The following is a 21179-nucleotide window of genomic DNA, read 5'->3' on the forward strand; positions in this document are numbered from 1 at the left end:
GTCGCTTCAATGCCATGGGCTGTCGCACCCCTGTAAATCGCGGGCCATGGGCAGTAGAATCACGGGCTTTCCGAACAACCCGTGGAGTGGATGGCATGGCGGACGTCAAAAAGGTAGTTCTGGCCTATTCCGGTGGCCTGGACACCTCGGTGATCCTCAAGTGGCTGCAAGATACCTATAACTGTGAAGTGGTGACCTTCACCGCTGATCTCGGTCAGGGCGAAGAGGTCGAGCCGGCCCGTGCCAAGGCCAAGGCAATGGGCGTCAAGGAAATCTACATCGATGACCTGCGCGAAGAGTTCGTTCGCGATTTCGTCTACCCGATGTTCCGCGCCAACACCGTTTACGAAGGCGAGTACCTGCTGGGTACTTCCATCGCGCGCCCGCTGATCGCCAAGCGTTTGATCGAGATCGCCAACGAGACTGGCGCCGACGCCATCTCCCATGGCGCTACCGGCAAGGGCAACGACCAGGTTCGCTTCGAGCTGGGCGCCTACGCGCTCAAGCCCGGTGTGAAGGTGATCGCTCCCTGGCGCGAGTGGGATCTGCTGTCCCGCGAGAAGCTGATGGATTACGCCGAGAAGCATGCGATCCCGATCGAGCGTCACGGCAAGAAGAAGTCGCCGTACTCCATGGATGCCAACCTGCTGCACATCTCCTATGAAGGCGGCGTGCTGGAAGACACCTGGACCGAGCACGAAGAAGACATGTGGCGTTGGACCAAGTCGCCTGAAGCGGCTCCGGACAGCCCGACCTACATCGAGCTGACCTACAAGGCCGGTGACATCGTTGCCATCGACGGCAAAGAACTGAGCCCTGCCACCGTGCTGGCCGAGCTGAACCGCATCGGCGGCGAGAACGGCATCGGTCGTCTGGACATCGTCGAGAACCGTTACGTCGGCATGAAGTCCCGTGGCTGCTACGAGACCCCGGGCGGCACCATCATGCTGCGTGCCCACCGCGCCATCGAGTCGATCACCCTGGATCGCGAAGTCGCTCACCTGAAAGACGAGCTGATGCCGAAGTACGCCAGCCTGATCTACAACGGTTTCTGGTGGAGCCCGGAGCGTCTGATGCTGCAACAGATGATCGACGCCTCCCAAGCCAACGTGAATGGTGTGGTTCGCCTTAAGCTGTACAAGGGCAACGTCATCGTCACTGGCCGTCAGTCCGACGACTCGCTGTTCGATGCCAATATCGCCACCTTCGAAGAAGACGGCGGCGCATACAACCAGGCCGACGCGGCGGGCTTCATCAAGCTCAATGCCCTGCGCCTGCGCATCGCTGCTGGCAAAGATCGCAAGCTGCTGTAACGGCTAGCGTCCTCAGTCCACGCCGGGCCCTGCATTCGCCAGGGTTCTGGTGTGCGATTTCTCCGTAAGCATCACCCACGACGCATCAACCGGCTCCCTTGGCGATCTCGCTGCAGGGCGGTTTTGGTGTGGGCGTGATGATTGTCAGGAGTGCCGCCGACCGGCTAGGCAGGGCGGCGGAGCTGGCCGGGCGAGCGCCCAGCCGTGGGTGCGAGAGGGCTCAGGCTTTGCGGGTCAGCGACTGCTGTTCGAAACTGACGCCTGCCAGGCCGCTGCTCATCAGGGCGCGGATATTGGCGTGGTCACTGCCTTCGGGAGTGGCCAGCACGCTGCGGTAGTGTTCGCCGAAGCACTGCAGAGCTTCCTGATCGCTCAGGCCTTCGAGTTGGGCCAGGCCGAGGGTCTTGCACGAGCCTTCGTTCTGCCCGGTGGCATTGCTGACATCGCCGTTGCGAAAGGCGCTGGGCTGATAGTCATAGTGCTCGGTGATGAAGGCCAGGGTCTCGGCAAAGGCGAAGTGCTCGCCGCTCAGGCGGGCGCGGAAGTCGTTCAGGTGGCTCATGCTGTTCCTTTTGGGGGCTTGGCGTTGAAGGCAGCCTGCTGCTCGGCGCTGGCTTCGGTCTGGTACTTGGCCTTCCACTCGGCGTAGGGCATGCCATACACCTCTTCGCGGGCCTGATCCGGGGTGATCGCGATATCGAGATCGTCAGCCGCGGCCTTGTACCACTTGGACAGGCAGTTGCGGCAGAAACCGGCCAGGTTCATCAGGTCGATGTTCTGTACGTCCGGCCGTTCGCGCAGGTGCTGCACCAGTCGGCGATAGGCGGCGGCTTCCAGTTCGAGGCGTTGTTGATCATTCATGGCGAGGCACTCACAAGGAGGGAATGGCGGCGATGATAAAAGCCGGCGGGCAGGTCGGCAACCGAACTGCCTGCGGATTCCAGTGGATCAGCGATGACCTGCGAGGGTGATCGACACCGACTCGGCGAAACGCAGGGCATGGGGCTTGTCGACTTCCACTTCAGCGTAGCGCACCGCCTCGTGGGCCATCACCAAGTCGAGGATTTCCTGGGTCAGGCGCTCCAGCAGGGCGAAGCTGTTGCCTTCGACGTGACGAATAATCGCCTTGGTGATGGTGCGGTAATTGAGGGCGTGATCGATGTCGTTGTCACGAACCGCATCGACGGCCGGGTAGAGAATAGTCAGGTTGATTAGCACGTCCTGCTTGTTGTTGATCTCTTCTTCCTTGATGCCGATGAAGGTGCGCAGGCGCAGATCTTTGACGCGGATGCGCGCCATGCCGGGTTCCAGTCTGGGCATGCTTACTTGCTCCGTCCGATCAGTTGCAGGAATTCATGGCGCGTATTGTAGGACTCGCGGAAGGCGCCAAGCATTACCGAGGTGCTCATTACCGAGTTCTGTTTCTCCACGCCGCGCATCATCATGCACATGTGCTGGGCCTCGATGACCACGGCCACGCCGGCGGCCTGAGTGACTTCTTCGATGGCGCTGGCGATCTGCCGGGTGAGGTTTTCCTGGATCTGCAGGCGGCGCGCGTACATGTCGACGATACGGGCGATCTTCGACAGCCCCAATACCTTGCCAGTCGGAATGTAGGCGACGTGGGCCTTGCCGATGAACGGCAGTAGGTGGTGTTCGCACAGCGAGTAGAGCTCGATGTCCTTGACGATCACCATCTCGTCGCTGTCAGAGCTAAACAGCGCGCCGTTGACGACTTCTTCCAGGCTCTTCTCATAGCCGTTGCAGAGGTACTGCATGGCCTTTGCGGCGCGTTTTGGGGTATCCAGCAAACCTTCGCGCTCGGGGTTCTCGCCGATGCCAAGAAGGATTTCGCGGTAATGATTGGGCAGTAATGGGTTCATCGTCATTGTCCTCGCGGCGCCTCACTTGAGGTGGCGGCCGCCGTTCACGGTCAGGGTGGTGCCGGTGATGTAGGGGGTGTCCAGCAGATAGCGCAGGCTCTGGTAGATCACATGGGGGCCAGGCTCGAAGCCTAGCGCCGATTTGTTCAGGGCCTTGGTTCGGTATTCGGCGTCGTCTTGCGGGTTGAACATCAGCAGCGCCGGGGCGATGCCATTGACCTTGATGTCAGGCGCGAAGCGCGCGGCGAAGGACAGCGTCAGGCTGTCCAGGCCCGCCTTACTGGCGCAGTACGCCGGCCGGTTGCCACTGCCCTTGCGCACCACATCATCGCTGATGTGGATGATGTCCGCCTGTTCGCTGCGCTGTAGCAGCGCGGCGCAGTGCAGGTTGATCAGGTAGGGTGCCAGCATATGCACGGTGAACAGTTGCTGAAAGGCCGCAGCTTCTTCGCCGGGCGCTTCCGCAAACCAGGCCGAGGCGTTGTGCACGATCGCGCGCAACGCGTCGGTATGGCTCTGCAGGCGTTCGATGAAGGCGAGAATGCTCGCCTCGTCGGTGAAGTCGGCGTGCAGGGTCAGCACGCCGCGCTCACGCAGTTTCTCCAGTTCAGGCCTGTCACTGCGGTAGGTGATGATCAATGAATGACCGTCATCGAGCAGCCGTTCGGCGCAATAGAAGCCGACACGCTTGCTGGCGCCGGTGATCAGGATCGGGGCGTTGCTGACGCTCATGGGAATTTGCCGGCAATGAACGGGAAAGGCGCCGCCATGAAAGTCGGTAGCCTTGGCCATGCAACGTTATAGTAGCCACAGAAGCTGTACAACCCTTCGTACAGTGTGGGAAAGCGAAGCGCCATGGCCTGCTGGGCCATGGCGCTCCCGGCTCAGCGGCCGGTGGGAGCGCTCACGCGGCGCAGCAGGCCGGCAGGGCGGCTACCTTGCAGCCAGGGGGCGAGCAGGCGGGTGACCAGAGGGATGAACAGGTAGGTCATCAGCGGCGTCAGCGCCAGGGTGCTGAGCAGCACGCGGGTCACTAGTGGAACGTCCGCCAGCAGGCTGCCGAACAACAGGTTGAAGCCAAGGGAAACCGGGAAGAAGGCCAGCCAGATGGCGATGGTCTGTTTCCAGCGTGGAGGTTGTCGCAGGCCGCTGCCGAACCAGGCGTCTATACCCAGGGCGCGCTGTTCATGGGGCTGGGCGAAGAGCCCTTTGCCTCGGCTCAGCCAGGCACGACGCGAGGCGGAATGCTCCCAGGCGGCCATGGTCTGCTCGTCGGTAAAGCGAAATACCATCTGGAATTCGTCGTCACCTGGCGGTGGAGCCAGGACGCCAGAGCCCAGATAGCCGGGGAAGTCGGTAGCCAGTTGCTCGCCTTCGCGTAGCCAGGCGATGAAATCCTGATAGCGCCCGTTGGCAACACGGCGCGCCACCATGAGGGTGACCGGTTCGGTAGACATCGTGTATCTCCTGCAGAGCACCTGGCCAGGGTAGGGTCAGGCGGATGGCGCGGCTCGGGGTGGTGAGTCGCGTCTTGAACGCAGCAAGGATTATTCCTGTTTTATGCAAATTATCCAGCAATGTTATTCACAACTGCCAAAAGGCGGCTCAGCGCCCCAATTTACAAGGGTTTCGAGGCTTTAGCGCAGAATCTGGGTGCTTGAGGAAAATGGCTGTCGATCCAACGATGCCCCGTTTCGGGCAGCCTGAATGGTCGATTAAGTGCCAGAACGGTGCCCATTTTCTCTGTACAGGCTTTGTATAACTAAAATGAAAGGCACTCAGAGCTGGAGTAGACTGCTGAAATTCTGACCCTATGGCGGTTTTTTCTATGTCCGACCTGGTTGGCTCTTTACCTTTCAACTCCAGCGCCCTCAAGGAAGAGGAACTGTTCCCAATCCGCGAAGTGGCGCGTCTGACGGGTGTGAATCCTGTGACGCTTCGTGCCTGGGAACGGCGCTATGGGCTGATCCAGCCAGTGCGTACCGACAGTGGTCACCGCTTGTACTCGCCCGTGGATGTCGAGATGGTGCGCAGCGTTCTGGCCTGGATCGAGCGCGGTGTACCGGTCAGCAAGGTTGCTCGGATTCTCGCTCGCCATGGTGGTAATGAAGCCAGCAGTGCACCCACCTACGAGTCGGCCACATCGGGTGAGTGGGCTCAGTGGCAAGGGCGCTTGCTGGAGGCCGTGCAGGCCTACGACGAAACCGAGCTGGATCGTGTTTATGGGCAAGTGTTTTCCAGCTACCCACTCTCGGTAGCCTTTCAGGACATCATCATGCCGCTCTGGCAGCAGCTATTGGTGCGTTATGGGCGGCCTGGGTACGGTAGCGAATGGCTATTCTTCGACACATTCCTGCGCGGTCGCGTTTTGCAGCGGCTGCATAACCTGCGCAACCAGCCTGGCCGACGTCTATTGCTGGTCGCGCTGCCTGGCCGTTGCCGCGAGTTGGAGCTGTTGGTGACCGGCCTGCTATTGAATCCGGCCGATGCAGCCGTGCACGTGCTCGGCATTGGGCAGTCGCTCGAAGAGCTGCCGCAGGTGTGCAGCAGGATGCAGCCGTTGACGGTGGTGGTGTTTTCCAATCAGGCGCCTGCGGCCGATACCCCGCAAGTCTTGGAGCGCCTGGCGCTTACCCTCGAATGCCCGGTCGCATTGGTGGGCGAGAGTGCTGATCTGCTCGAGGAAAGCTTCCATGGCTCGCCCATCGCTTGCCTGGGCAGCGAAGGTCGCATGATGCGCTTGCGGTTACGGCAATTTCTGGCCGGTCGCCTCGATACCTGAGGCGATAGTTCAGAGCATATTGGTCTGGGGATACAGATTGCGATACTGCTGGTACAGGTAGTTTTGCAGACGCTCACCGTTGTCTTCGTCCAGCGTTAATTCATACCCCAGCAGGCCATCGCCAGTCACTCGCACCAAGCTACCTTGCAGCGTAATCGGTGCCTGTTCGTCAACGTCCAGGCCGAGACTGAAGCGATCCGGCGGTGAGGATCTTGCCGTTTGTTCGACCAGCAGCCCGCTCAGTGAAAGCTCATGAATCAGCAAGCTGCCCGCTAGCCCATTGCGCGCCAGCAAGGGACGGGGCGGATCGAGCGGCAAGCGCCATGCGCGGTCGAAGGAGCCCTCCTCGAAGATCTGCGGCACCCCCAGCTCCAGGTGGGCTGTGTTCTGTTCATCGGTGACCAGATGAGGTGTGAACGACAGGCGTTGATTGTCGATGTGGGCCTCGATAGTCAGTTGCTCCTTGGCGGCGCAACTGGCGAGCAGCTCGGCGGTTTGCCGCATAGCATCGACCTGCAGGCCCGGATCGGACTCGACGAGGGCAGGGCTGTTTTCCGTGAGTTGCTGGATGAATTCCATTTCGAGAGGGGTCAGGAGTGACGAATCTTGCATGACGGCATTCTGCGCAAGCTGGAAACATCCACTTGTGACAACTGACCGGCTGTTTCGTTACCGTTAGGTGCGTGGTTTCAATTCAGCTAACTCGGCTTGCAAGGCTTGTACCTGTGCTTCCAGCTTCTTCACCCTCTCTTGGTTGTGTACGTGTTCACTGACGTTCTTCTGGATGCCGATGAAGTAGGTCAGTTGATCGCCCTCGTTGAATACAGGGGTGATGGACAGCTCGTTCCAGAAAACACTGCCGTCCTTGCGATAATTACGAATCACCTGGCGACAAGGTTGCTGGGTTCGCACGGCCTCGCGTATCAAGTCCAGTGCTGGCTGGTCACGGTCACCTGCTTGGAGGAAGCGGCAGTCCTGGTAGAGGATGTCCTCACTGCTGTAGCCCGTGAGGGCTTCGAATGCCGGGTTGGCGTAAATGAGGATGTTGTCCTCTCCCTCCTGCTCTGCGACCACGATGCCGTCATTCGAGGCGTCGACTACCAATTGCAGCAGTTTGGCGTTGATCATTTCATGCGTCCCCCCATCCATTTTCGTCAGTTTATCAGAGGCCTGTTCGGTTGCTGCTTCTGCACCTGGGCCTTTGGAAACACCCGGCTGCGCAATGCGGCATAATGCTGGGCGCAGCCCTCAACATATGGAGTTTTCATGAAAGTCGCGATTCTGTCAGGTTCGGTTTACGGCACTGCCGAAGAGGTAGCCCGGCACGCCGAGGGCCTGTTGAAACAGGCTGGTTTCGACGCCTGGCATAACCCGCGGGCGAGCCTGGAGGATGTCTTGGCGTTCGGCCCTGAGAGTTTTCTGGTGGTGACCTCGACCACCGGCATGGGCGAGTTGCCGGATAATCTGCAGCCGCTGTACTTCGCGATCCGCGACAGGTTGCCTGCGTGGAGTGGGCTGCCTGGTGGCGTGATTGCGCTGGGTGATTCGAGTTACGGCGACACCTATTGCGGCGGTGGCGAGCAGGTACGTGAACTATATGGCGAACTGGGTATACGCGAGGTGCTGCCCATGCTGCGTGTGGATGCCAGCGAAAGTGTCACCCCGGAACAGGATGCCGAGCCATGGCTCGCAGAGTTCACCGAGGCGTTGCGCGGGTAACGACCGTCCATCCTGCGAGTCGAACATTGTTGAACCCCAGCCGGTCGGGTGTAGGGAGCGTTCGCTTTCATTGATGAAAGTGGCGAGATCCCCACCAACCTGGATGAAAGGTGACAATAATGAACAAGACCAAAATGACTGCTTTCTTATTCAGTGGCCTGCTGGCCACTGCAATGCTTCCTGCCGTCGCGGATTCGACCGCTCCACCAACTGGGCCTGCCACCCCATCAGCTCCTGCCGTGCCAGCAGATGACCCAGGCTTAGGCACCGATGACGGCACCACTCTGCCAGGGGGCACCACGACTCCAGGCACCACTGCACCAGGCACCGGAACCGGTACTGGGAATGGAACCGGAGCGGGTACTGACCCGATGCCCGGTGGTACCGGCACCAATGGTGGTGGAACAGGCGGTGCAGGTAGCGGCACCGGTGATGGTACCGGCGGTGGTGCTAGCAGCGGGGCAGGCGGCGCTGCTGGTGGTAGCAGCGGTCAGTAAGCCGTGAGTCTGGCGCAGGTGTTCCCCGAGCATTGATCGTGGACGCCTGCCCTATCCGGATCTGGCGTGCGCTATCGATTGCTCTTGATGCCGTATTTGCGCAGCCGCGTGGCGATGGCGCTGTGCGAGGTATTCAGGCGTGCAGCCAGTTGTCGGGTCGAGGGATGACTGGCATAGAGTTTTTCCAGCAACTCTTTCTCGAACCCTGCAACTGCGGCCTCCAGGCTGCCAACTTCTCCCCCTGCTTGCTGAGCGACGGCGGTGCCGGCGATATCCAGATCGCCGACCTGCACCAGGTTACTGTCGCAGATAGCTGCAGCGCGGAAGATAACGTTCTGTAACTGCCGCACGTTGCCCGGCCAGCGATTGCCGAGTAGGGCAGGGTAGGTATCGGGCGTCAGACGGCACTGGGTACGCTGAATCTGTGCACAAGCATGCTGCATGAAGTGCCGGGCCAGCAGCAGAATATCCTGACCGCGCTCGCGCAGTGGTGGTACCTGCAGGTTGAGCACGTTCAGGCGGTAGAACAGATCCTCGCGAAACTCCCCTTCGCTGACCATCCGCTCCAGGTTGCGGTGCGTGGCGCTGATGATGCGCACATCGACGCGCTCCTCACGATCTCCGCCTACCCGGCGAAAAGTACCGTCACTGAGGAAACGCAGCAGCTTGGCCTGCAGGTAAGGTGACATCTCGCCAATCTCATCGAGAAACACCGTGCCGTGATTAGCCAGCTCCAGCAGGCCCGGCTTGCCGCCGCGTTGCGCGCCCGTGAAGGCGCCAGGGGCGTAGCCGAACAGCTCACTCTCGGCGAGACTTTCCGGCAGTGCGGCGCAGTTCAAGGCCAGAAAAGAGGCGCTGTGGCGCGTACTGAGGGCGTGGCAGGCGCGTGCCACCAATTCTTTGCCGGTGCCGGTTTCACCATGAATCAGCAAGGGCGCATCCAGCGTCGCGACACGTTGCGCGCGGGCCTTGAGCGTGCGGATCGGCACCGAGTCGCCGAGCAGCGAATCGAAGCCCTCTGCATGGTCATGATGCAGAGCTGCCAGGCGCGCGCCGATACGGCTGGGTTCGTAAAGGGTCAGCAGAGCGCCGGCCAGTTGTCCGGTCTCGGCGGTTTCGCTGATGGGCGTGGCATCGAGCAGCAGCGCCTGGCCGTTGAGTGTCACCTCGCGCAGAGGCAGGCGGAAATGCTGATCGAGCAGTGCCTGCTGCAGGTCTGTTTCGGTGAACAGCTCGCCGAGTGCCGCGCCTTCAGGCTCGCGGCCGCACAGGGCGATCAACGCCGGGTTGGCCAGCAACACGCGGCCGTCAGCATCCACCGCCAGCACCGGATCCGTCATCGCCGCCAGCAGCGCATCGAGCTGCAGGCGGCGGCGTTGTCCGGGCAGAATGTCCACCACCGTTACCGCCTGCACGCCACGCACCTTGAACAGTGCCTCGCGCAACTCGTCGAGCACCGCTGCACTGAGGGTCGGTGCGTCGATGTAGACGTTGGGCGGCACCATCTCCACGGCGTCGAGATTGAGGTTACGGCCACCCAGCAGGGCGAGCACTTCCTGAGTGATGCCGACGCGGTCGATGAAGGTGACGTGAATGCGCATGGTAGGCCGGGCAACGGGAGAACGGTGGCGCAGTATGCCCGGTCTGCTCTTCGGCGTTAACCGATGTGCATCGTTAACCTGATCGTAACGATACGACGCCGTGCTTGATTGATGGCTGCTCCCAGCACTCCTACTGTGATCCCACGACAGCGGAACTCGTGGAGTCTTTAATGACAACAACAATATCCCCACCGCCGCAGTGGTCGCGTCGTCGCGCTGAAAAAGCCCGGCGTCTCGATCAGGTGCGCGCACTCGCCGATGGCGTGGTTTTGCCAAGCGACAAGATCGTCGCTGCGCTCGAGGCCTTGATCGCCCCCGGTGATCGTGTAGTGCTCGAAGGCAACAACCAGAAGCAGGCGGACTTTCTTTCCCGCTCGTTGGCCAAGGTTGACCCTGGCCGTTTGCATGATCTGCACATGATCATGCCGAGCGTCAGTCGCGCCGAGCACCTCGATCTGTTCGAGCGCGGCATCGCCCGCAAACTCGACTTCTCCTTCGCTGGCCCGCAAAGCCTGCGGATCAGCCAATTGCTCGAAGATGGCCTGCTCGAAGTGGGCGCCATCCATACCTACATCGAGCTTTACTCGCGGCTACTGGTCGATCTGATTCCCAACGTTGCTCTGCTGGCCGGCTTCCAGGCTGATCGGCACGGCAATATCTACACCGGGCCGAGCACCGAAGATACGCCGGCGCTGGTCGAGCCCACCGCCTTCAGCGATGGCATCGTCATATTCCAGGTCAACGAGATCGTCGACGAACTGCCACGGGTGGATATTCCTGCGTCGTGGGTCGACTTCGTGGTGGTGGCGGATAAACCCTTCTACATCGAACCGCTGTTCACCCGTGACCCCCGGCACATCAAGCCCGTGCACGTGCTGATGGCGATGATGGCGATCCGTGGCATCTACGAAAAACACAACGTGCAGTCGCTCAACCACGGCATCGGTTTCAACACCGCCGCCATTGAGCTGATTCTGCCGACCTACGGCGAGTCTCTGGGCCTGAAAGGCAAGATCTGCCGCAACTGGACCCTCAACCCGCACCCAACGCTGATCCCGGCGATCGAGACCGGCTGGGTCGAAAGCGTGCATTGTTTTGGCACCGAGCTGGGCATGGAGGGCTACATCGCCCAGCGCCCGGACGTGTTCTTTACCGGTCGCGATGGCTCGATGCGCTCCAACCGGATGATGTGCCAACTGGCCGGGCAGTACGCGGTCGACTTGTTTATCGGCGCGACCCTGCAGGTGGATGGTGATGGCCATTCCTCGACCGTTACCCGCGGTCGCCTGGCCGGTTTTGGCGGCGCACCGAACATGGGCCACGACCCGCGCGGTCGTCGCCACAGCACGCCCGCCTGGCTGGACATGTGCCCTGAACAGAGCGAGGCGCCGCTGCTCGAGCGCGGCAAGAAGCTGGTGGTGCAGATGGTCGAGACCTTTCAGGAGGGCGGCAAACCGACCTTCGTCGATCAGCTCGATGCGGTCGAGGTGGCAAAGAAGGCCGGCATGCCGCTCGCGCCGATCATGATTTACGGCGATGACGTCACCCACCTGCTCACCGAGGAAGGTATTGCCTACCTCTATAAGGCGCGCTCCCTGGAAGAGCGTCAGGCGATGATCGCTGCCGTGGCGGGTGTCACTGCCATTGGCTTGCGTCACAACCCGAAAGACACCGCACGGATGCGCCGCGAAGGGCTTATCGCGCTGCCGGAAGATCTCGGTATCCGCCGTGCTGACGCCAGCCGCGAACTGCTGGCGGCCAAGAGCATCGCCGAACTGGTCGATTGGTCCGGCGGGCTCTATAGCCCGCCCGCCAAATTCAGGAGTTGGTGATGAGCGCGATTCATTCAAAACAACCGCAACTGTCACTCAGTGAGTGTTTGGCGGATCTGGCCGTCGATGCGTTGATCGACGAGGCTGATTTGTCGCCCAAGCCGGGCCTTGTCGACAAGCGCGGCAGTGGTGCCCACATCGATCTGCATTTGGGTTTGATGCATGCCTCGGCGTTGTCGTTGTGGCCGTGCTTCAAGGCGATGGCCGATGCAGCGCTTGAGTACGGTACGGTAAGCCTGACGTTGCGCGAAGCCATCGGCCAGATTGGTCGTGACGGTGAAGTGGAGATGCTGCGCGTTACGGCGGGGGTGAACACCCATCGCGGCGCAATCTGGGCGCTAGGCCTGCTGACTGCCTCTGCTGCACTGGATAGCAGTGCCTCAGGCGCTGGTGATGTGACCACACGGGCCGCGCGCTTGGCCATGCTCAACGACCGCCACGCTCCAGCCAATGGCGACAGCCATGGTGCCAGGGTCTGTCGCTTGTATGGTGTGCCCGGCGCCCGTGAGGAAGCACAGCAGGGCTTCCCGGCGGTGATCCAGCAGGCGTTGCCGCAGTTGCGGCGCAGCCGTGAGAACGGAGCCGGTGAGCAGAATGCTCGGCTGGATGCCTTGCTGGCGATCATGACCACCCTGACTGATACCTGCGTGCTCTACCGTGCAGGCCTGGCCGGCCTAAGCAGCATGCAATGCGGCGCACGAGCGGTGCTCAAGGCCGGCGGCTGCGCCAGCCTGGAAGGTCGCCGGCGTCTGCGTGAACTTGATAACGATATGTTGAGGCTGCGTGCCTCGCCCGGCGGTGCAGCCGATTTGCTCGCCGCGTCTTTATTCCTCGACCGCCTGCAGCCCGTGCTGCACGCGCAGATTGGGAGTCTCTGACCATGGAAACCCTGTCCTTTGCCTTCCCCGCCGGCTCGCCAGCCCGCAACCGCGCGTTGGTCGGCTGTGTCGGTTCTGGTGATCTGGAAGTACTGCTGGAGCCTGGTACAGCCGGCACCCTGGCTATTCAGGTCGTGACTTCGGTGAATGGCAGCGCAGCGCGCTGGCAACACCTGTTCGAACGCATGTTTAGCGAGCAGCAACTGCCAGCCCTGAATATCGAGATTCACGATTTCGGCGCTACGCCAGGCGTTGTACGTCTGCGTCTGGAGCAAGGGCTGGAGGAGCTTTCCCATGACTGATGCCACTATTCAACGGCTGCTGGAACAGCACAGTTTTACCGAGCTTGGCGCCCGCCAGCGCGCCCGTGCGCTGTTCGACGAGGGCAGTTTCCGCGAGTTGGTAGACCCGTTCGCCCGAGTGATTTCGCCGTGGCTGCCCAAGCAAGGCATCGTGCCCCAGGCCGATGACGGCGTGGTCGTCGCCAAGGGGCTTATCGATGCTCAACCTGCGCTTATCGTTGCGATTGAAGGTGCCTTCCAGGGCGGCAGCCTTGGCGAGGTGGGCGGTGCGAAAATTGCCGGTGCCCTCGAGCTTGCGGCCGAAGACAACCGTAATGGCACGCCGACACGCGCGGTGCTATTGCTGGAAACCGGTGGCGTACGTTTGCAGGAGGCCAACCTCGGGTTAGCCGCCATCGCCGAAATCCAGGCCGCGATTGTCGACCTTCGTCAGTATCAGCCTGTAATCGGCGTGGTCGCCGGGCCGGTCGGCTGCTTTGGCGGGATGTCGATTGCCGCCGGGCTGTGCAGCTATCTGCTGGTGACCCGCGAAGCACGGCTTGGCCTCAACGGCCCGCAAGTCATCGAGCAGGAAGCCGGTATCGATGAGTACGACTCCCGTGATCGCCCCTTCATTTGGAGCCTGACCGGCGGTGAGCAGCGCCACGCCAGTGGCTTGGTCGACGGTTATGTCGGTGACGATGTCGAGGCGATTCGCGACCAGATCCGCGCGCTGTTCGTGCAGGGTAAGCCCGTGCAGGAACGCAGTCGCCGGCATGCCTGGTTCCTCGAGCGCCTACAGAGTGTCGACACCAGCGTTCAGGCTGACGCAGCTGCCGTGCGCAGTCTTTATCAGGGAGCACAACAATGAGCCAGTCTACTGAATCGCGTGGGCTGAACTGGTTTCAGGCCCTCGCTGGCGATGCTTCGTTAGTGAGTGGATTGCCCGCTTCATTGCGCGTAGCCGATGGCGAACTCGCCGGCCAGGCTGTGCGCTATCTGGCGGTGGTCAGCGATGAACAAAACCGCTTCCCTCGCGCCAGCGGTGGTGAAGTGGGCCTGCTCGAAGGCTGGGGCCTTGCCCAGGCGGTAGATGCCGTGATTGAGCAAGATCGAGACAGCCCTCATAAGCGCGCGTTGATCGCCATCGTCGACGTACCCAGTCAGGCCTATGGCCGGCGCGAGGAAGCGTTCGGCATTCATCAGGCCCTGGCCGGTGCGGTTGACGCCTACGCCCGCGCGCGGTTGGCCGGCCACGCTGTCGTCGGCCTGCTGGTTGGCAATGCCATGTCCGGTGCCTTTCTCGCCCACGGATATCAGGCCAATCGGTTGATCGCCTTGCGTGATCCGGGGGTGATGGTGCACGCCATGGGTAAGGCGGCGGCTGCTCGTATCACCCAGCGCAGCGTCGAGGAACTGGAGAGCCTGGCAGCCAGCGTGCCGCCAATGGCTTACGACCTGGATAACTACGCATCCCTGGGCCTGCTCTGGGAAACCCTGGAGGTGCAGCAGGTGGTACAGCCTACCGAAAGCGATATCACGGTGGTGCGTGCAAGCCTTGGCCAAGCGCTGCAAGACATTGCACAGAACCCGCGGGATCTGCGCTCGCGCCTAGGTGCCGATAACCGTGCAGCCTCCAGCCGAGTCCGTGAACTGTTGCGGGCGCAGTGGTAGGAGAGGGGGCGATGAAGCAGCCACTGCCACATGACCTGCTCTGGGGCCTGCGTCCTGAGCACCTGCCGCAGGACGCTCCCGAGTGGGCTCGCACAGCACTGCGGGGCCGTGTGCCGGTGGTCGTGCGACGTGCGCCGGCCGATCCCGGCTGGATCGCGGTTGGCGTGCGGGGTGCTCAGCGTGCGGAGCGCTTCGCTACTTGGATGCGCTTGGCAGATATCGCGCGTCAGGTGAGCCCCGAAGCGGTTGCGCGTACAGGGCGCTGGCGAGTCCATCGCCGTCCGCAGTGGCCTGCTGTGCAGGCACTGGCGAAGTTGGCGCCGTTATTGACCGAGCAGGGCATGGCGTGGGGCGTGACCGGCAGCTTAGGGTTCGAGTTGGCCAGCGGCGTACCCGCCGCTCATCCGGACAGCGATCTCGATCTGTTGTTACGCGTGCCCTATGCCCTATCGCGGGCGCGGGCTCAAACGTTGTGCAGCCACCTTGATAGCGTTTTCACGCGGGTCGATATGCAGCTGGAAACGCCCAGTGGCGCGGTGGCGCTACGTGAATGGGCGGGTGCTAGCGGGCGGGTGTTGGTGAAAACCCGCAATGCCCCGGTGTTGTTGGACGATCCGTGGTCTTTGCATGGAGCGCCGGCATGAGTACGCTTTGGGCCTTCCCTGGGCAGGGTGCACAGCGACCTGGCATGTTGCATGCGTTGCCGGATGCGCCAGTGGTGCGCGAATGTCTGGAGCAAGCCAATGACGCGCTGTGTTCTGCCGCCATCGAGCTGGATTCGGCGGAGCAACTGCAAGGGACGCGCGCAGTGCAACTGTGCTTGCTGATCACGGGTGTTGCTTGCGCGCGGCTGCTGGTTGCGCGGGGGTACCAGGCTGATTATGTCGCCGGGCTGTCCATCGGCGCCTATGCCGCCGCCGTCGCCGCCGATGCGCTGGATTTCAGCGACGCCGTGCGCCTGGTGGCGCTGCGTGGTGAGTTGATGCAACGTGCCTACCCGCAGGGTTTCGGCATGACCGCCATTCTCGGTCTGGATCAAGGCAGCCTGGAGCGCCTGCTCGAGGAGGCCGACGGGCCGGTTTATCTGGCCAATATCAATGCGGACAATCAGTTGGTCATCGCCGGCAGCGATGCTGCCATGGCGGCGGTCGCCCGGCAGGCGCGAAGCCTGGGCGCGAGTGCCGCCAAGCGCCTGGCGATGAGTGTGCCGTCGCACTGCGAGTTGCTTGCCGCGCCTGCCGCACAACTGCGTACCGCCTTCGCGGATGTTGCACTGCGGCCTCCGCGTATTACCTATCTCAGTAGCAGCTCCGCGCGCGTGATTGGCGACAGTGAGCGGCTGCGCGACGACCTGGTTGGCAATATGAGCCGTATCGTCAACTGGCAGGCGACCTTGCAGACCGCCTACGAGCGAGGCGTGCGCCTGCATCTGGAGTTGCCGCCTGGCAACGTGTTGAGTGGCTTGGCGCGGCGTGTGTTCGAGCCGGGGCAGGTGATCGCGTTCGAGGGTGCCCGTCTGGATACTCTGGACGCCCTGTTGCGTGAGGAGGTGAGCCGCAGCCGATAGCAACGCGGGTCGTTTACCGAAGGACAACAACAATAACTTCGACAAGTAAAACGAGGACAACAACAATGATTATCTACGGCGTCGCCTTCCTGGCGTTCTGTACCCTGGCGGGTATCTTTATCGGCGAGTTGCTTGGCAAGCTCATCGGCGTACCGGCTAACGTCGGTGGTGTCGGCATTGCCATGCTGCTACTTATCTTTCTCGGTAGCTACTTGAGTAAACGTGGTCTGTTCGCTGGTAAATCGGAACAGGGTGTCGAATTCTGGAGTGCTATCTACATCCCCATCGTCGTGGCCATGGCGGCCCAGCAGAACGTCTATGGCGCCCTCAGTGGCGGCCCCATGGCGATTCTTGCCGGCACTGCGGCCGTGGTCATCGCCTTCCTGATGGTGCCGGTGCTCAGCCGGATTGGTCAGCCCGCCGCGGATGAACCGCCGGCGCCTAGCACTCCCCTGACCAAAACCCCACGGTGATTGCCATGTACGAATCCTTGATGAAAGTGATCACCAGCTACAGCCTGATCAGCGGTTTCGCCATCATCGGCATCACCATGTGGGTGTCTTACTGGTTCTCCGACAAAGTAACCAACGGGCGCCTGCATGGCTCAGCCATCGCCATCCTGTTGGGCCTGGTGTTGTCTTATTTCGGTGGCTTGTACACCGGTGGGCAGAAGGGGCTGGTGGATATCCCGCTGTTTACTGGTATCGGTCTGCTTGGCGGCGCCATGTTGCGTGACTTCGCCATCGTTGCCACGGCGTTCGGGGTCAATGTCGAAGAGTTGAAACGTGCTGGTTTCTCTGGCGTGCTGGCGTTGTTCGTCGGTATCGGCACGTCGTTCATTGCCGGCGTTGCCGTGGCCATGGCCTTTGGGTACACCGATGTGGTGAGCCTGACGACCATCGGTGCCGGCGCGGTGACCTATATCGTTGGCCCGGTGACTGGTGCGGCGATTGGCGCCAGCTCCGACGTGATGGCGCTGTCCATTGCCGCCGGCCTGATCAAGGCGATTCTGGTGATGGTTGCCACCCCATTCGTGGCGCCTTATATCGGCCTGAACAATCCGCGCAGTGCGGTGATTTTCGGCGGCTTGATGGGGACGTCCAGTGGTGTGGCTGGTGGCCTGGCCGCCACCGACCCGAAGTTGGTGCCGTATGGTTGCTTGACGGCTGCGTTCTACACCGCTCTTGGCTGCCTGCTTGGGCCGTCGCTGCTGTACTTCATCATGCGTGGTCTGTTCGCCTAATATCGTCAGGGTGTTGGCCGAGGCTGTACATACGGCATTCGGCGAGGAGCGCGAGCAAGTTGGGGTCGCGCTCCTTGGCCTTGAGGAACACCACACCGATATGCTGCTGCAGGTGATACTTCGCCTGTAATGGGATCAGCCGCACGCGATTCTCATAGACCGCCGCCACGCGGCCCGGGAGCAGCGCATAGCCGACACCGGAGCTGACCATGCTAAGCAGGGTGAAAATATCCTTCACCTGCATGGCTACATTGGGCTCGAAACCGGCTTGGCGAAAGACCTGCTCGCCATCACGAAACGTCGCATAGCCCTGGCTGAGGGTGATGAAGGTGGCGTTGCGCAACTCAGCCAGGTCGACGTCAGATTGATTGGCGAAGGGCGAGTCGTTTGGCACGGCAAGAAAGATATCGTCGGCGAACAATGCCAGTTGATCGCAGTCCTGATCGCTGACACTTTCGTCGAGGGCGACCAGAATGGCATCCAACTCCATGTTCTTGAGCTTGTACATCAGGTCGGCATTGGAGCCGAGGATCAGGTCGATGTTCAGCTCGCTACGGCGAATTTTCAGGCCCATGATCAACTGCGGCACGGTTTTCACCGTCAGCGAATACAGCGAGCCGAGCTTGAAGCGTTCTGCCGAGAAGCCGGCGGCTTCGCGGGTCAGGCGCACGGTATCGACAACGTCCTGCACCAGCTTGCGCGCCTTTTCCTCCAGCACGTAGGCGCTTTCCAGGGGAATCAGGTTGCGCCCTTCATGCTTGAACAATGGGCAACGCAGGGCGCTTTCCAGGGAGTGAATGGCGCGGTGCACGCTGACGTTGCTGGTATTGAGCTCGCTTGCGGCCTTCGTGAGGTTGCCGCTGCGCATGAAGGCCAGAAAGATTTCCAGCTTCTTGAGCGTCAGTTCTTCATCTATCTGCATGGGCCAGATCCGATCCTTGGCAGGGGGCTGGCCCGATTGTGCCGCAGATTAGTCGCGGTTGTACGCATTCAACCGCAGGCAATGCGCTCGATCACTTCCGCTTCGGTGATATCGATGTTCAGGCGCTGGGAGTCGTAGTCCAGGGTGACCATGTCGCCAGGCGACAGCACACGGGCGGTGCGAGCACCGGACTGCGCGCGCGCCTGTTCGACTATTTCCGCGGTGGCCACTTGACCGAGCAGGCTCTGGGCTGCTTCGGCGCTGCATTTGCCGTTGCTGTTGGCGGGTTTCGAGGCCTGGGTGGGCGCTGTGTCGGTCGAACTGCAGCCGGCGAGCACGGCGAGCAGAGCAGCGCCGCCAATCAGGTGTTTGAAAGCCATTGCATGATCCTTGTGTCTGAAGGGTTCACTGTGAAGTGCGGGAGTGTGCCTTTTATCGGACTGCCTTGTCGTGCCCGTGTTCCGAATTCAGCCTATCCAGGCACTGTTGAGGTGCATTAAACCCCAGTGATTACGCTTGCGCCGCCGAGTGGGGCAGCGGTGCTTGTAGCATTTCTTTACAATGGCCGACTGTTTTCAGGATCAAGGCAATGCCGTGCAACCGGTCATTTCTATTCAGCAGTTGAACAAAACCTACGCGTCCGGCCATCCGGCGCTGAAATCCATCGATCTGGACATCCACAAGGGCGAGATCTTCGCGCTGCTGGGCCCCAACGGCGCCGGCAAGACCACGCTGATCAGCATCATTTGTGGAATCGTCAATCCCGGCAGCGGCTCGGTGACGGTTGGCGGTCATGACATCCTGAGCGACTATCGGGCGGCTCGCTCGAAGATCGGTTTAGTGCCTCAGGAACTGTTCAACGAAGGCTTCGAGAGCGTCTGGGCGGCGGTGCGTTTCAGCCGTGGTCTGTTCGGCAAGGCGCCTGACAACGCGTATCTGGAGCTGCTGCTGCGTGACCTGTCGCTGTGGGACAAGAAGGATGCGCGCATCTTCGAACTGTCCGGCGGCATGAAGCGTCGGGTGATGATCGCCAAGGCACTGTCCCATGAACCGGAGATCCTGTTTCTCGACGAGCCGACCGCCGGGGTCGACGTCGAGCTGCGTCGCAACATGTGGGAAATGGTGCGCAAGCTGCGCGAGCGTGGCGTGACCATCATCCTGACCACCCACTACATCGAGGAGGCCGAGGAAATGGCCGACCGCATCGGCGTGATCCGCAAGGGCGAGATCATTCTGGTGCAGGACAAGGACACCCTGATGCGCCAGCTCGGCAAGAAACAGCTGACCCTGCACCTGCAGCAGCCGTTGAGCGAACTGCCGCCCGCGCTGCAGCGTGATGACCTGCAATTGCGCGACGACGGCTACGAGCTGGTCTACAGCTTCGACGGCCAGCAGGAGGATACCGGCATCGCCGCACTGCTGCAGGCGCTGGCGCAGCACGGCATCGCCTTCAAGGATCTGCAGTCGAGCGAGAGTTCGCTGGAGGACATCTTCGTCAGTCTGGTGAGGGATCGGACATGAATTTCTACGCGATCCGCGCCATCTACCTGTTCGAGCTGGCCCGTACCTGGCGCACCCTGCTGCAAAGCATCGCCACGCCGGTGATCACCACCTCGCTGTATTTCGTGGTGTTCGGCTCGGCCATCGGCTCGAGCATGACTCAGGTGCATGGCGTCAGTTACGGCGCCTTCATCATCCCCGGCCTGATCATGCTGGCGCTGCTGACCGAGAGCATCTCCAATGCCTCGTTCGGCATCTACATGCCCAAGTATTCGGGCACCATCTACGAGGTGCTGTCGGCGCCGATTTCCTACCTGGAAATTCTCCTCGGTTACGTCGGCGCAGCGGCCACCAAGTCCATCGTGCTCGGCCTGATCATCCTCGCCACGGCGCGGTTGTTCGTCGATTTCGAGATTCTTCATCCGTTCTGGATGCTGGCCTTCCTGGTGCTCACGGCGCTGACCTTCAGCCTGTTCGGCTTCATCATCGGCGTGTGGGCCGATGGCTGGGAGAAGCTGCAGATCGTCCCGGCGCTGATCGTCACGCCGCTGACTTTTCTCGGTGGCAGCTTCTACTCGATCAGCATGCTGCCACCGGTGTGGCAGACGGTGACTCTGTTCAACCCAGTGGTCTACCTGATCAGTGCGTTCCGCTGGAGCTTCTACGGCGTATCCGACGTCAACGTGCTGGTCAGCCTGGGGATGATTCTCGGCTTCCTGCTGGCGTGCATCCTTACGGTCGGGTGGATATTCAAAACCGGCTATCGCCTCAAGAGTTGATGTAGCGGGCTGGCTCACGTTCAGGCGGCGCGGGGTTGGGCAGCGCCGCGCTTTCATGCCATTATCCGGCGCAGAAGAATTCCGAGAATGGTCATGCTGGACGAGTTACTCCAACGCGTTCGAGGCTACAGCCCGCACTTCATGGAAGCCCAGGAGGGTTTTCCCGAGGCTGCGGTGCTGGTGCCCATCACCCGCAGCGAAGAGCCCGAAGTGGTGCTCACCCTGCGCGCCAGTGGTCTTTCCACCCACGGCGGCGAAGTCGCCTTTCCCGGTGGTCGTCGCGACCCGGAAGACCGCGACCTGATCGACACCGCCCTGCGTGAGGCCGAAGAAGAAATCGGCCTGCCGCCCGGCCTGGTGGAGATCGTCGGGCCGCTCAGTACGCTGGTTTCCAGGCATGGCATTCAGGTCACGCCCTATGTCGGCGTGGTGCCGGACTTCGTCGACTATCAGGCCAACGATGGCGAGATCGCCGCGGTGTTTTCCGTACCCCTGGCGTTCTTCCGTGATGACCCCCGTGAAGTCACCCACCGCATCGATTACTTCGGCCATAGCTGGTACGTGCCGAGTTACCGCTATGGCGAGTACAAGATCTGGGGGCTGACGGCGATCATGCTGGTGGAACTGGTCAACGTGGTCTTTGATGCCGGCATCGACATGCAGCGCCCACCCGAGTACTACATTCACCTCAAGTGAGCCTGGCTCCGA

The 21179-nt window shown here is 61.5% G+C and carries 27 protein-coding genes; 15 read left to right on the forward strand and 12 right to left on the reverse strand.

The features are described from left to right. The first annotated feature begins 95 nt into the window (after positions 1-95). On the forward strand, positions 96-1313 hold the full coding sequence (locus tag ACZ0AI_RS00565; RefSeq protein ID WP_225839409.1) for an argininosuccinate synthase: 1218 nt from the start codon (positions 96-98) through the stop codon (positions 1311-1313). 220 nt (positions 1314-1533) lie between these two features. On the opposite strand, the gene ACZ0AI_RS00570 is transcribed toward ACZ0AI_RS00565, so the two are convergent. From ACZ0AI_RS00570 to ACZ0AI_RS00595, 6 genes are all read right to left on the reverse strand, one after another. After that, the gene (locus tag ACZ0AI_RS00570; RefSeq protein WP_463564093.1) at positions 1534-1875 is read right to left on the reverse strand and encodes a HopJ type III effector protein; all 342 of its coding nucleotides are present in this window, start codon (positions 1873-1875) and stop codon (positions 1534-1536) included. Next, the gene (locus tag ACZ0AI_RS00575; protein WP_225839413.1) at positions 1872-2174 is read right to left on the reverse strand and encodes a DUF1244 domain-containing protein; all 303 of its coding nucleotides are present in this window, start codon (positions 2172-2174) and stop codon (positions 1872-1874) included. Before ACZ0AI_RS00575 ends, ACZ0AI_RS00570 begins: the two co-directional genes overlap by 4 nt. Positions 2175-2261: 87 nt before the next feature. After that, a complete protein-coding gene (folX, locus tag ACZ0AI_RS00580; protein WP_463564094.1) occupies positions 2262-2633 on the reverse strand; it encodes a dihydroneopterin triphosphate 2'-epimerase in 372 nt (123 codons plus the stop codon). A gap of 2 nt (positions 2634-2635) precedes the next feature. After that, on the reverse strand, positions 2636-3196 hold the full coding sequence (folE, locus tag ACZ0AI_RS00585; RefSeq protein ID WP_463564095.1) for a GTP cyclohydrolase I FolE: 561 nt from the start codon (positions 3194-3196) through the stop codon (positions 2636-2638). 21 nt (positions 3197-3217) lie between these two features. After that, positions 3218-3928 carry a dihydromonapterin reductase gene (folM, locus tag ACZ0AI_RS00590; RefSeq protein ID WP_463564096.1) on the reverse strand — a complete coding sequence of 237 codons (711 nt, stop codon included), beginning with the start codon at positions 3926-3928 and terminating at the stop codon, positions 3218-3220. 152 nt (positions 3929-4080) lie between these two features. After that, complete coding sequence (locus tag ACZ0AI_RS00595; protein ID WP_463564097.1) at positions 4081-4653, reverse strand: antibiotic biosynthesis monooxygenase; 573 nt, start codon at positions 4651-4653, stop codon at positions 4081-4083. 371 nt (positions 4654-5024) lie between these two features. Between ACZ0AI_RS00595 and ACZ0AI_RS00600 the strand changes: the two genes are divergently transcribed. Further along, positions 5025-5978 carry a MerR family transcriptional regulator gene (locus tag ACZ0AI_RS00600; RefSeq protein ID WP_463564098.1) on the forward strand — a complete coding sequence of 318 codons (954 nt, stop codon included), beginning with the start codon at positions 5025-5027 and terminating at the stop codon, positions 5976-5978. A gap of 9 nt (positions 5979-5987) precedes the next feature. On the opposite strand, the gene ACZ0AI_RS00605 is transcribed toward ACZ0AI_RS00600, so the two are convergent. Beyond that, positions 5988-6590, reverse strand: coding sequence for a PilZ domain-containing protein (locus ACZ0AI_RS00605; protein WP_463564099.1), 603 nt, complete (start codon positions 6588-6590; stop codon positions 5988-5990). Positions 6591-6653: 63 nt separating this feature from the next. Further along, positions 6654-7106 carry a PAS domain-containing protein gene (locus tag ACZ0AI_RS00610; protein WP_463564100.1) on the reverse strand — a complete coding sequence of 151 codons (453 nt, stop codon included), beginning with the start codon at positions 7104-7106 and terminating at the stop codon, positions 6654-6656. 138 nt (positions 7107-7244) lie between these two features. On the opposite strand from ACZ0AI_RS00610, the gene ACZ0AI_RS00615 reads away from it, so the two are divergent. Further along, the gene (locus tag ACZ0AI_RS00615; RefSeq protein ID WP_463564101.1) at positions 7245-7697 is read left to right on the forward strand and encodes a flavodoxin; all 453 of its coding nucleotides are present in this window, start codon (positions 7245-7247) and stop codon (positions 7695-7697) included. A gap of 260 nt (positions 7698-7957) precedes the next feature. Here the strand turns inward: ACZ0AI_RS00615 and ACZ0AI_RS00620 are convergent, their stop codons facing one another. Both ACZ0AI_RS00620 and ACZ0AI_RS00625 read right to left on the reverse strand, forming a co-directional pair. Beyond that, positions 7958-8227 (reverse strand): hypothetical protein, encoded by a 270-nt coding sequence (locus tag ACZ0AI_RS00620; protein WP_463564102.1) that lies wholly within the window; start codon positions 8225-8227, stop codon positions 7958-7960. A gap of 38 nt (positions 8228-8265) precedes the next feature. Further along, positions 8266-9795, reverse strand: coding sequence for a sigma-54-dependent transcriptional regulator (locus tag ACZ0AI_RS00625; RefSeq protein WP_463564103.1), 1530 nt, complete (start codon positions 9793-9795; stop codon positions 8266-8268). Between the two features lie 170 nt (positions 9796-9965). Between ACZ0AI_RS00625 and mdcA the strand changes: the two genes are divergently transcribed. The 9 genes from mdcA to madM all read left to right on the forward strand — a co-directional run bounded on the left by mdcA (position 9966) and on the right by madM (position 17270). Continuing rightward, positions 9966-11627, forward strand: a complete 1662-nt coding sequence (mdcA, locus tag ACZ0AI_RS00630) for a malonate decarboxylase subunit alpha (RefSeq protein WP_463564104.1) — start codon at positions 9966-9968, stop codon at positions 11625-11627. Then, on the forward strand, positions 11627-12505 hold the full coding sequence (locus ACZ0AI_RS00635; RefSeq protein WP_463564105.1) for a triphosphoribosyl-dephospho-CoA synthase: 879 nt from the start codon (positions 11627-11629) through the stop codon (positions 12503-12505). The genes mdcA and ACZ0AI_RS00635 overlap by 1 nt, the downstream gene beginning before the upstream one ends. Positions 12506-12507: 2 nt before the next feature. Continuing rightward, positions 12508-12807, forward strand: coding sequence for a malonate decarboxylase subunit delta (locus ACZ0AI_RS00640; protein WP_463564106.1), 300 nt, complete (start codon positions 12508-12510; stop codon positions 12805-12807). Beyond that, the gene (locus ACZ0AI_RS00645; RefSeq protein ID WP_463564107.1) at positions 12800-13657 is read left to right on the forward strand and encodes a biotin-independent malonate decarboxylase subunit beta; all 858 of its coding nucleotides are present in this window, start codon (positions 12800-12802) and stop codon (positions 13655-13657) included. The genes ACZ0AI_RS00640 and ACZ0AI_RS00645 overlap by 8 nt, the downstream gene beginning before the upstream one ends. Beyond that, entirely contained in the window at positions 13654-14460 is an 807-nt protein-coding gene (gene mdcE, locus ACZ0AI_RS00650) for a biotin-independent malonate decarboxylase subunit gamma (RefSeq protein WP_463564108.1), read from the forward strand. Before ACZ0AI_RS00645 ends, mdcE begins: the two co-directional genes overlap by 4 nt. Before the next feature lie 11 nt (positions 14461-14471). Continuing rightward, complete coding sequence (locus ACZ0AI_RS00655) at positions 14472-15104, forward strand: malonate decarboxylase holo-ACP synthase (RefSeq protein ID WP_463564109.1); 633 nt, start codon at positions 14472-14474, stop codon at positions 15102-15104. Then, positions 15101-16027 (forward strand): malonate decarboxylase subunit epsilon, encoded by a 927-nt coding sequence (mdcH, locus tag ACZ0AI_RS00660; protein WP_463564110.1) that lies wholly within the window; start codon positions 15101-15103, stop codon positions 16025-16027. Before ACZ0AI_RS00655 ends, mdcH begins: the two co-directional genes overlap by 4 nt. Before the next feature lie 65 nt (positions 16028-16092). Beyond that, on the forward strand, positions 16093-16500 hold the full coding sequence (gene madL, locus ACZ0AI_RS00665) for a malonate transporter subunit MadL (protein ID WP_463564111.1): 408 nt from the start codon (positions 16093-16095) through the stop codon (positions 16498-16500). Between the two features lie 5 nt (positions 16501-16505). Beyond that, positions 16506-17270 carry a malonate transporter subunit MadM gene (madM, locus tag ACZ0AI_RS00670; RefSeq protein ID WP_463564112.1) on the forward strand — a complete coding sequence of 255 codons (765 nt, stop codon included), beginning with the start codon at positions 16506-16508 and terminating at the stop codon, positions 17268-17270. On the opposite strand, the gene ACZ0AI_RS00675 is transcribed toward madM, so the two are convergent. After that, positions 17248-18192 (reverse strand): LysR family transcriptional regulator, encoded by a 945-nt coding sequence (locus ACZ0AI_RS00675; protein WP_463564113.1) that lies wholly within the window; start codon positions 18190-18192, stop codon positions 17248-17250. The genes madM and ACZ0AI_RS00675 overlap by 23 nt on opposite strands. A 68-nt stretch (positions 18193-18260) precedes the next feature. After that, on the reverse strand, positions 18261-18572 hold the full coding sequence (locus tag ACZ0AI_RS00680) for an I78 family peptidase inhibitor (RefSeq protein WP_463564114.1): 312 nt from the start codon (positions 18570-18572) through the stop codon (positions 18261-18263). Between the two features lie 214 nt (positions 18573-18786). Here ACZ0AI_RS00680 and ACZ0AI_RS00685 point away from each other — a divergent pair, with 214 nt between their 5' ends. The 3 genes from ACZ0AI_RS00685 to ACZ0AI_RS00695 all read left to right on the forward strand — a co-directional run bounded on the left by ACZ0AI_RS00685 (position 18787) and on the right by ACZ0AI_RS00695 (position 21167). Further along, positions 18787-19713: an ABC transporter ATP-binding protein gene (locus ACZ0AI_RS00685; RefSeq protein ID WP_463566031.1), complete on the forward strand. Its 927-nt coding sequence runs from the start codon at positions 18787-18789 to the stop codon at positions 19711-19713. Further along, on the forward strand, positions 19710-20471 hold the full coding sequence (locus ACZ0AI_RS00690) for an ABC transporter permease (protein WP_042552012.1): 762 nt from the start codon (positions 19710-19712) through the stop codon (positions 20469-20471). The genes ACZ0AI_RS00685 and ACZ0AI_RS00690 overlap by 4 nt, the downstream gene beginning before the upstream one ends. A gap of 93 nt (positions 20472-20564) precedes the next feature. Next, positions 20565-21167 (forward strand): CoA pyrophosphatase, encoded by a 603-nt coding sequence (locus tag ACZ0AI_RS00695; protein WP_463566032.1) that lies wholly within the window; start codon positions 20565-20567, stop codon positions 21165-21167. Positions 21168-21179 lie beyond the last annotated feature (12 nt).

It is taken from the genome of Pseudomonas sp. AC355 (assembly GCF_979258205.1).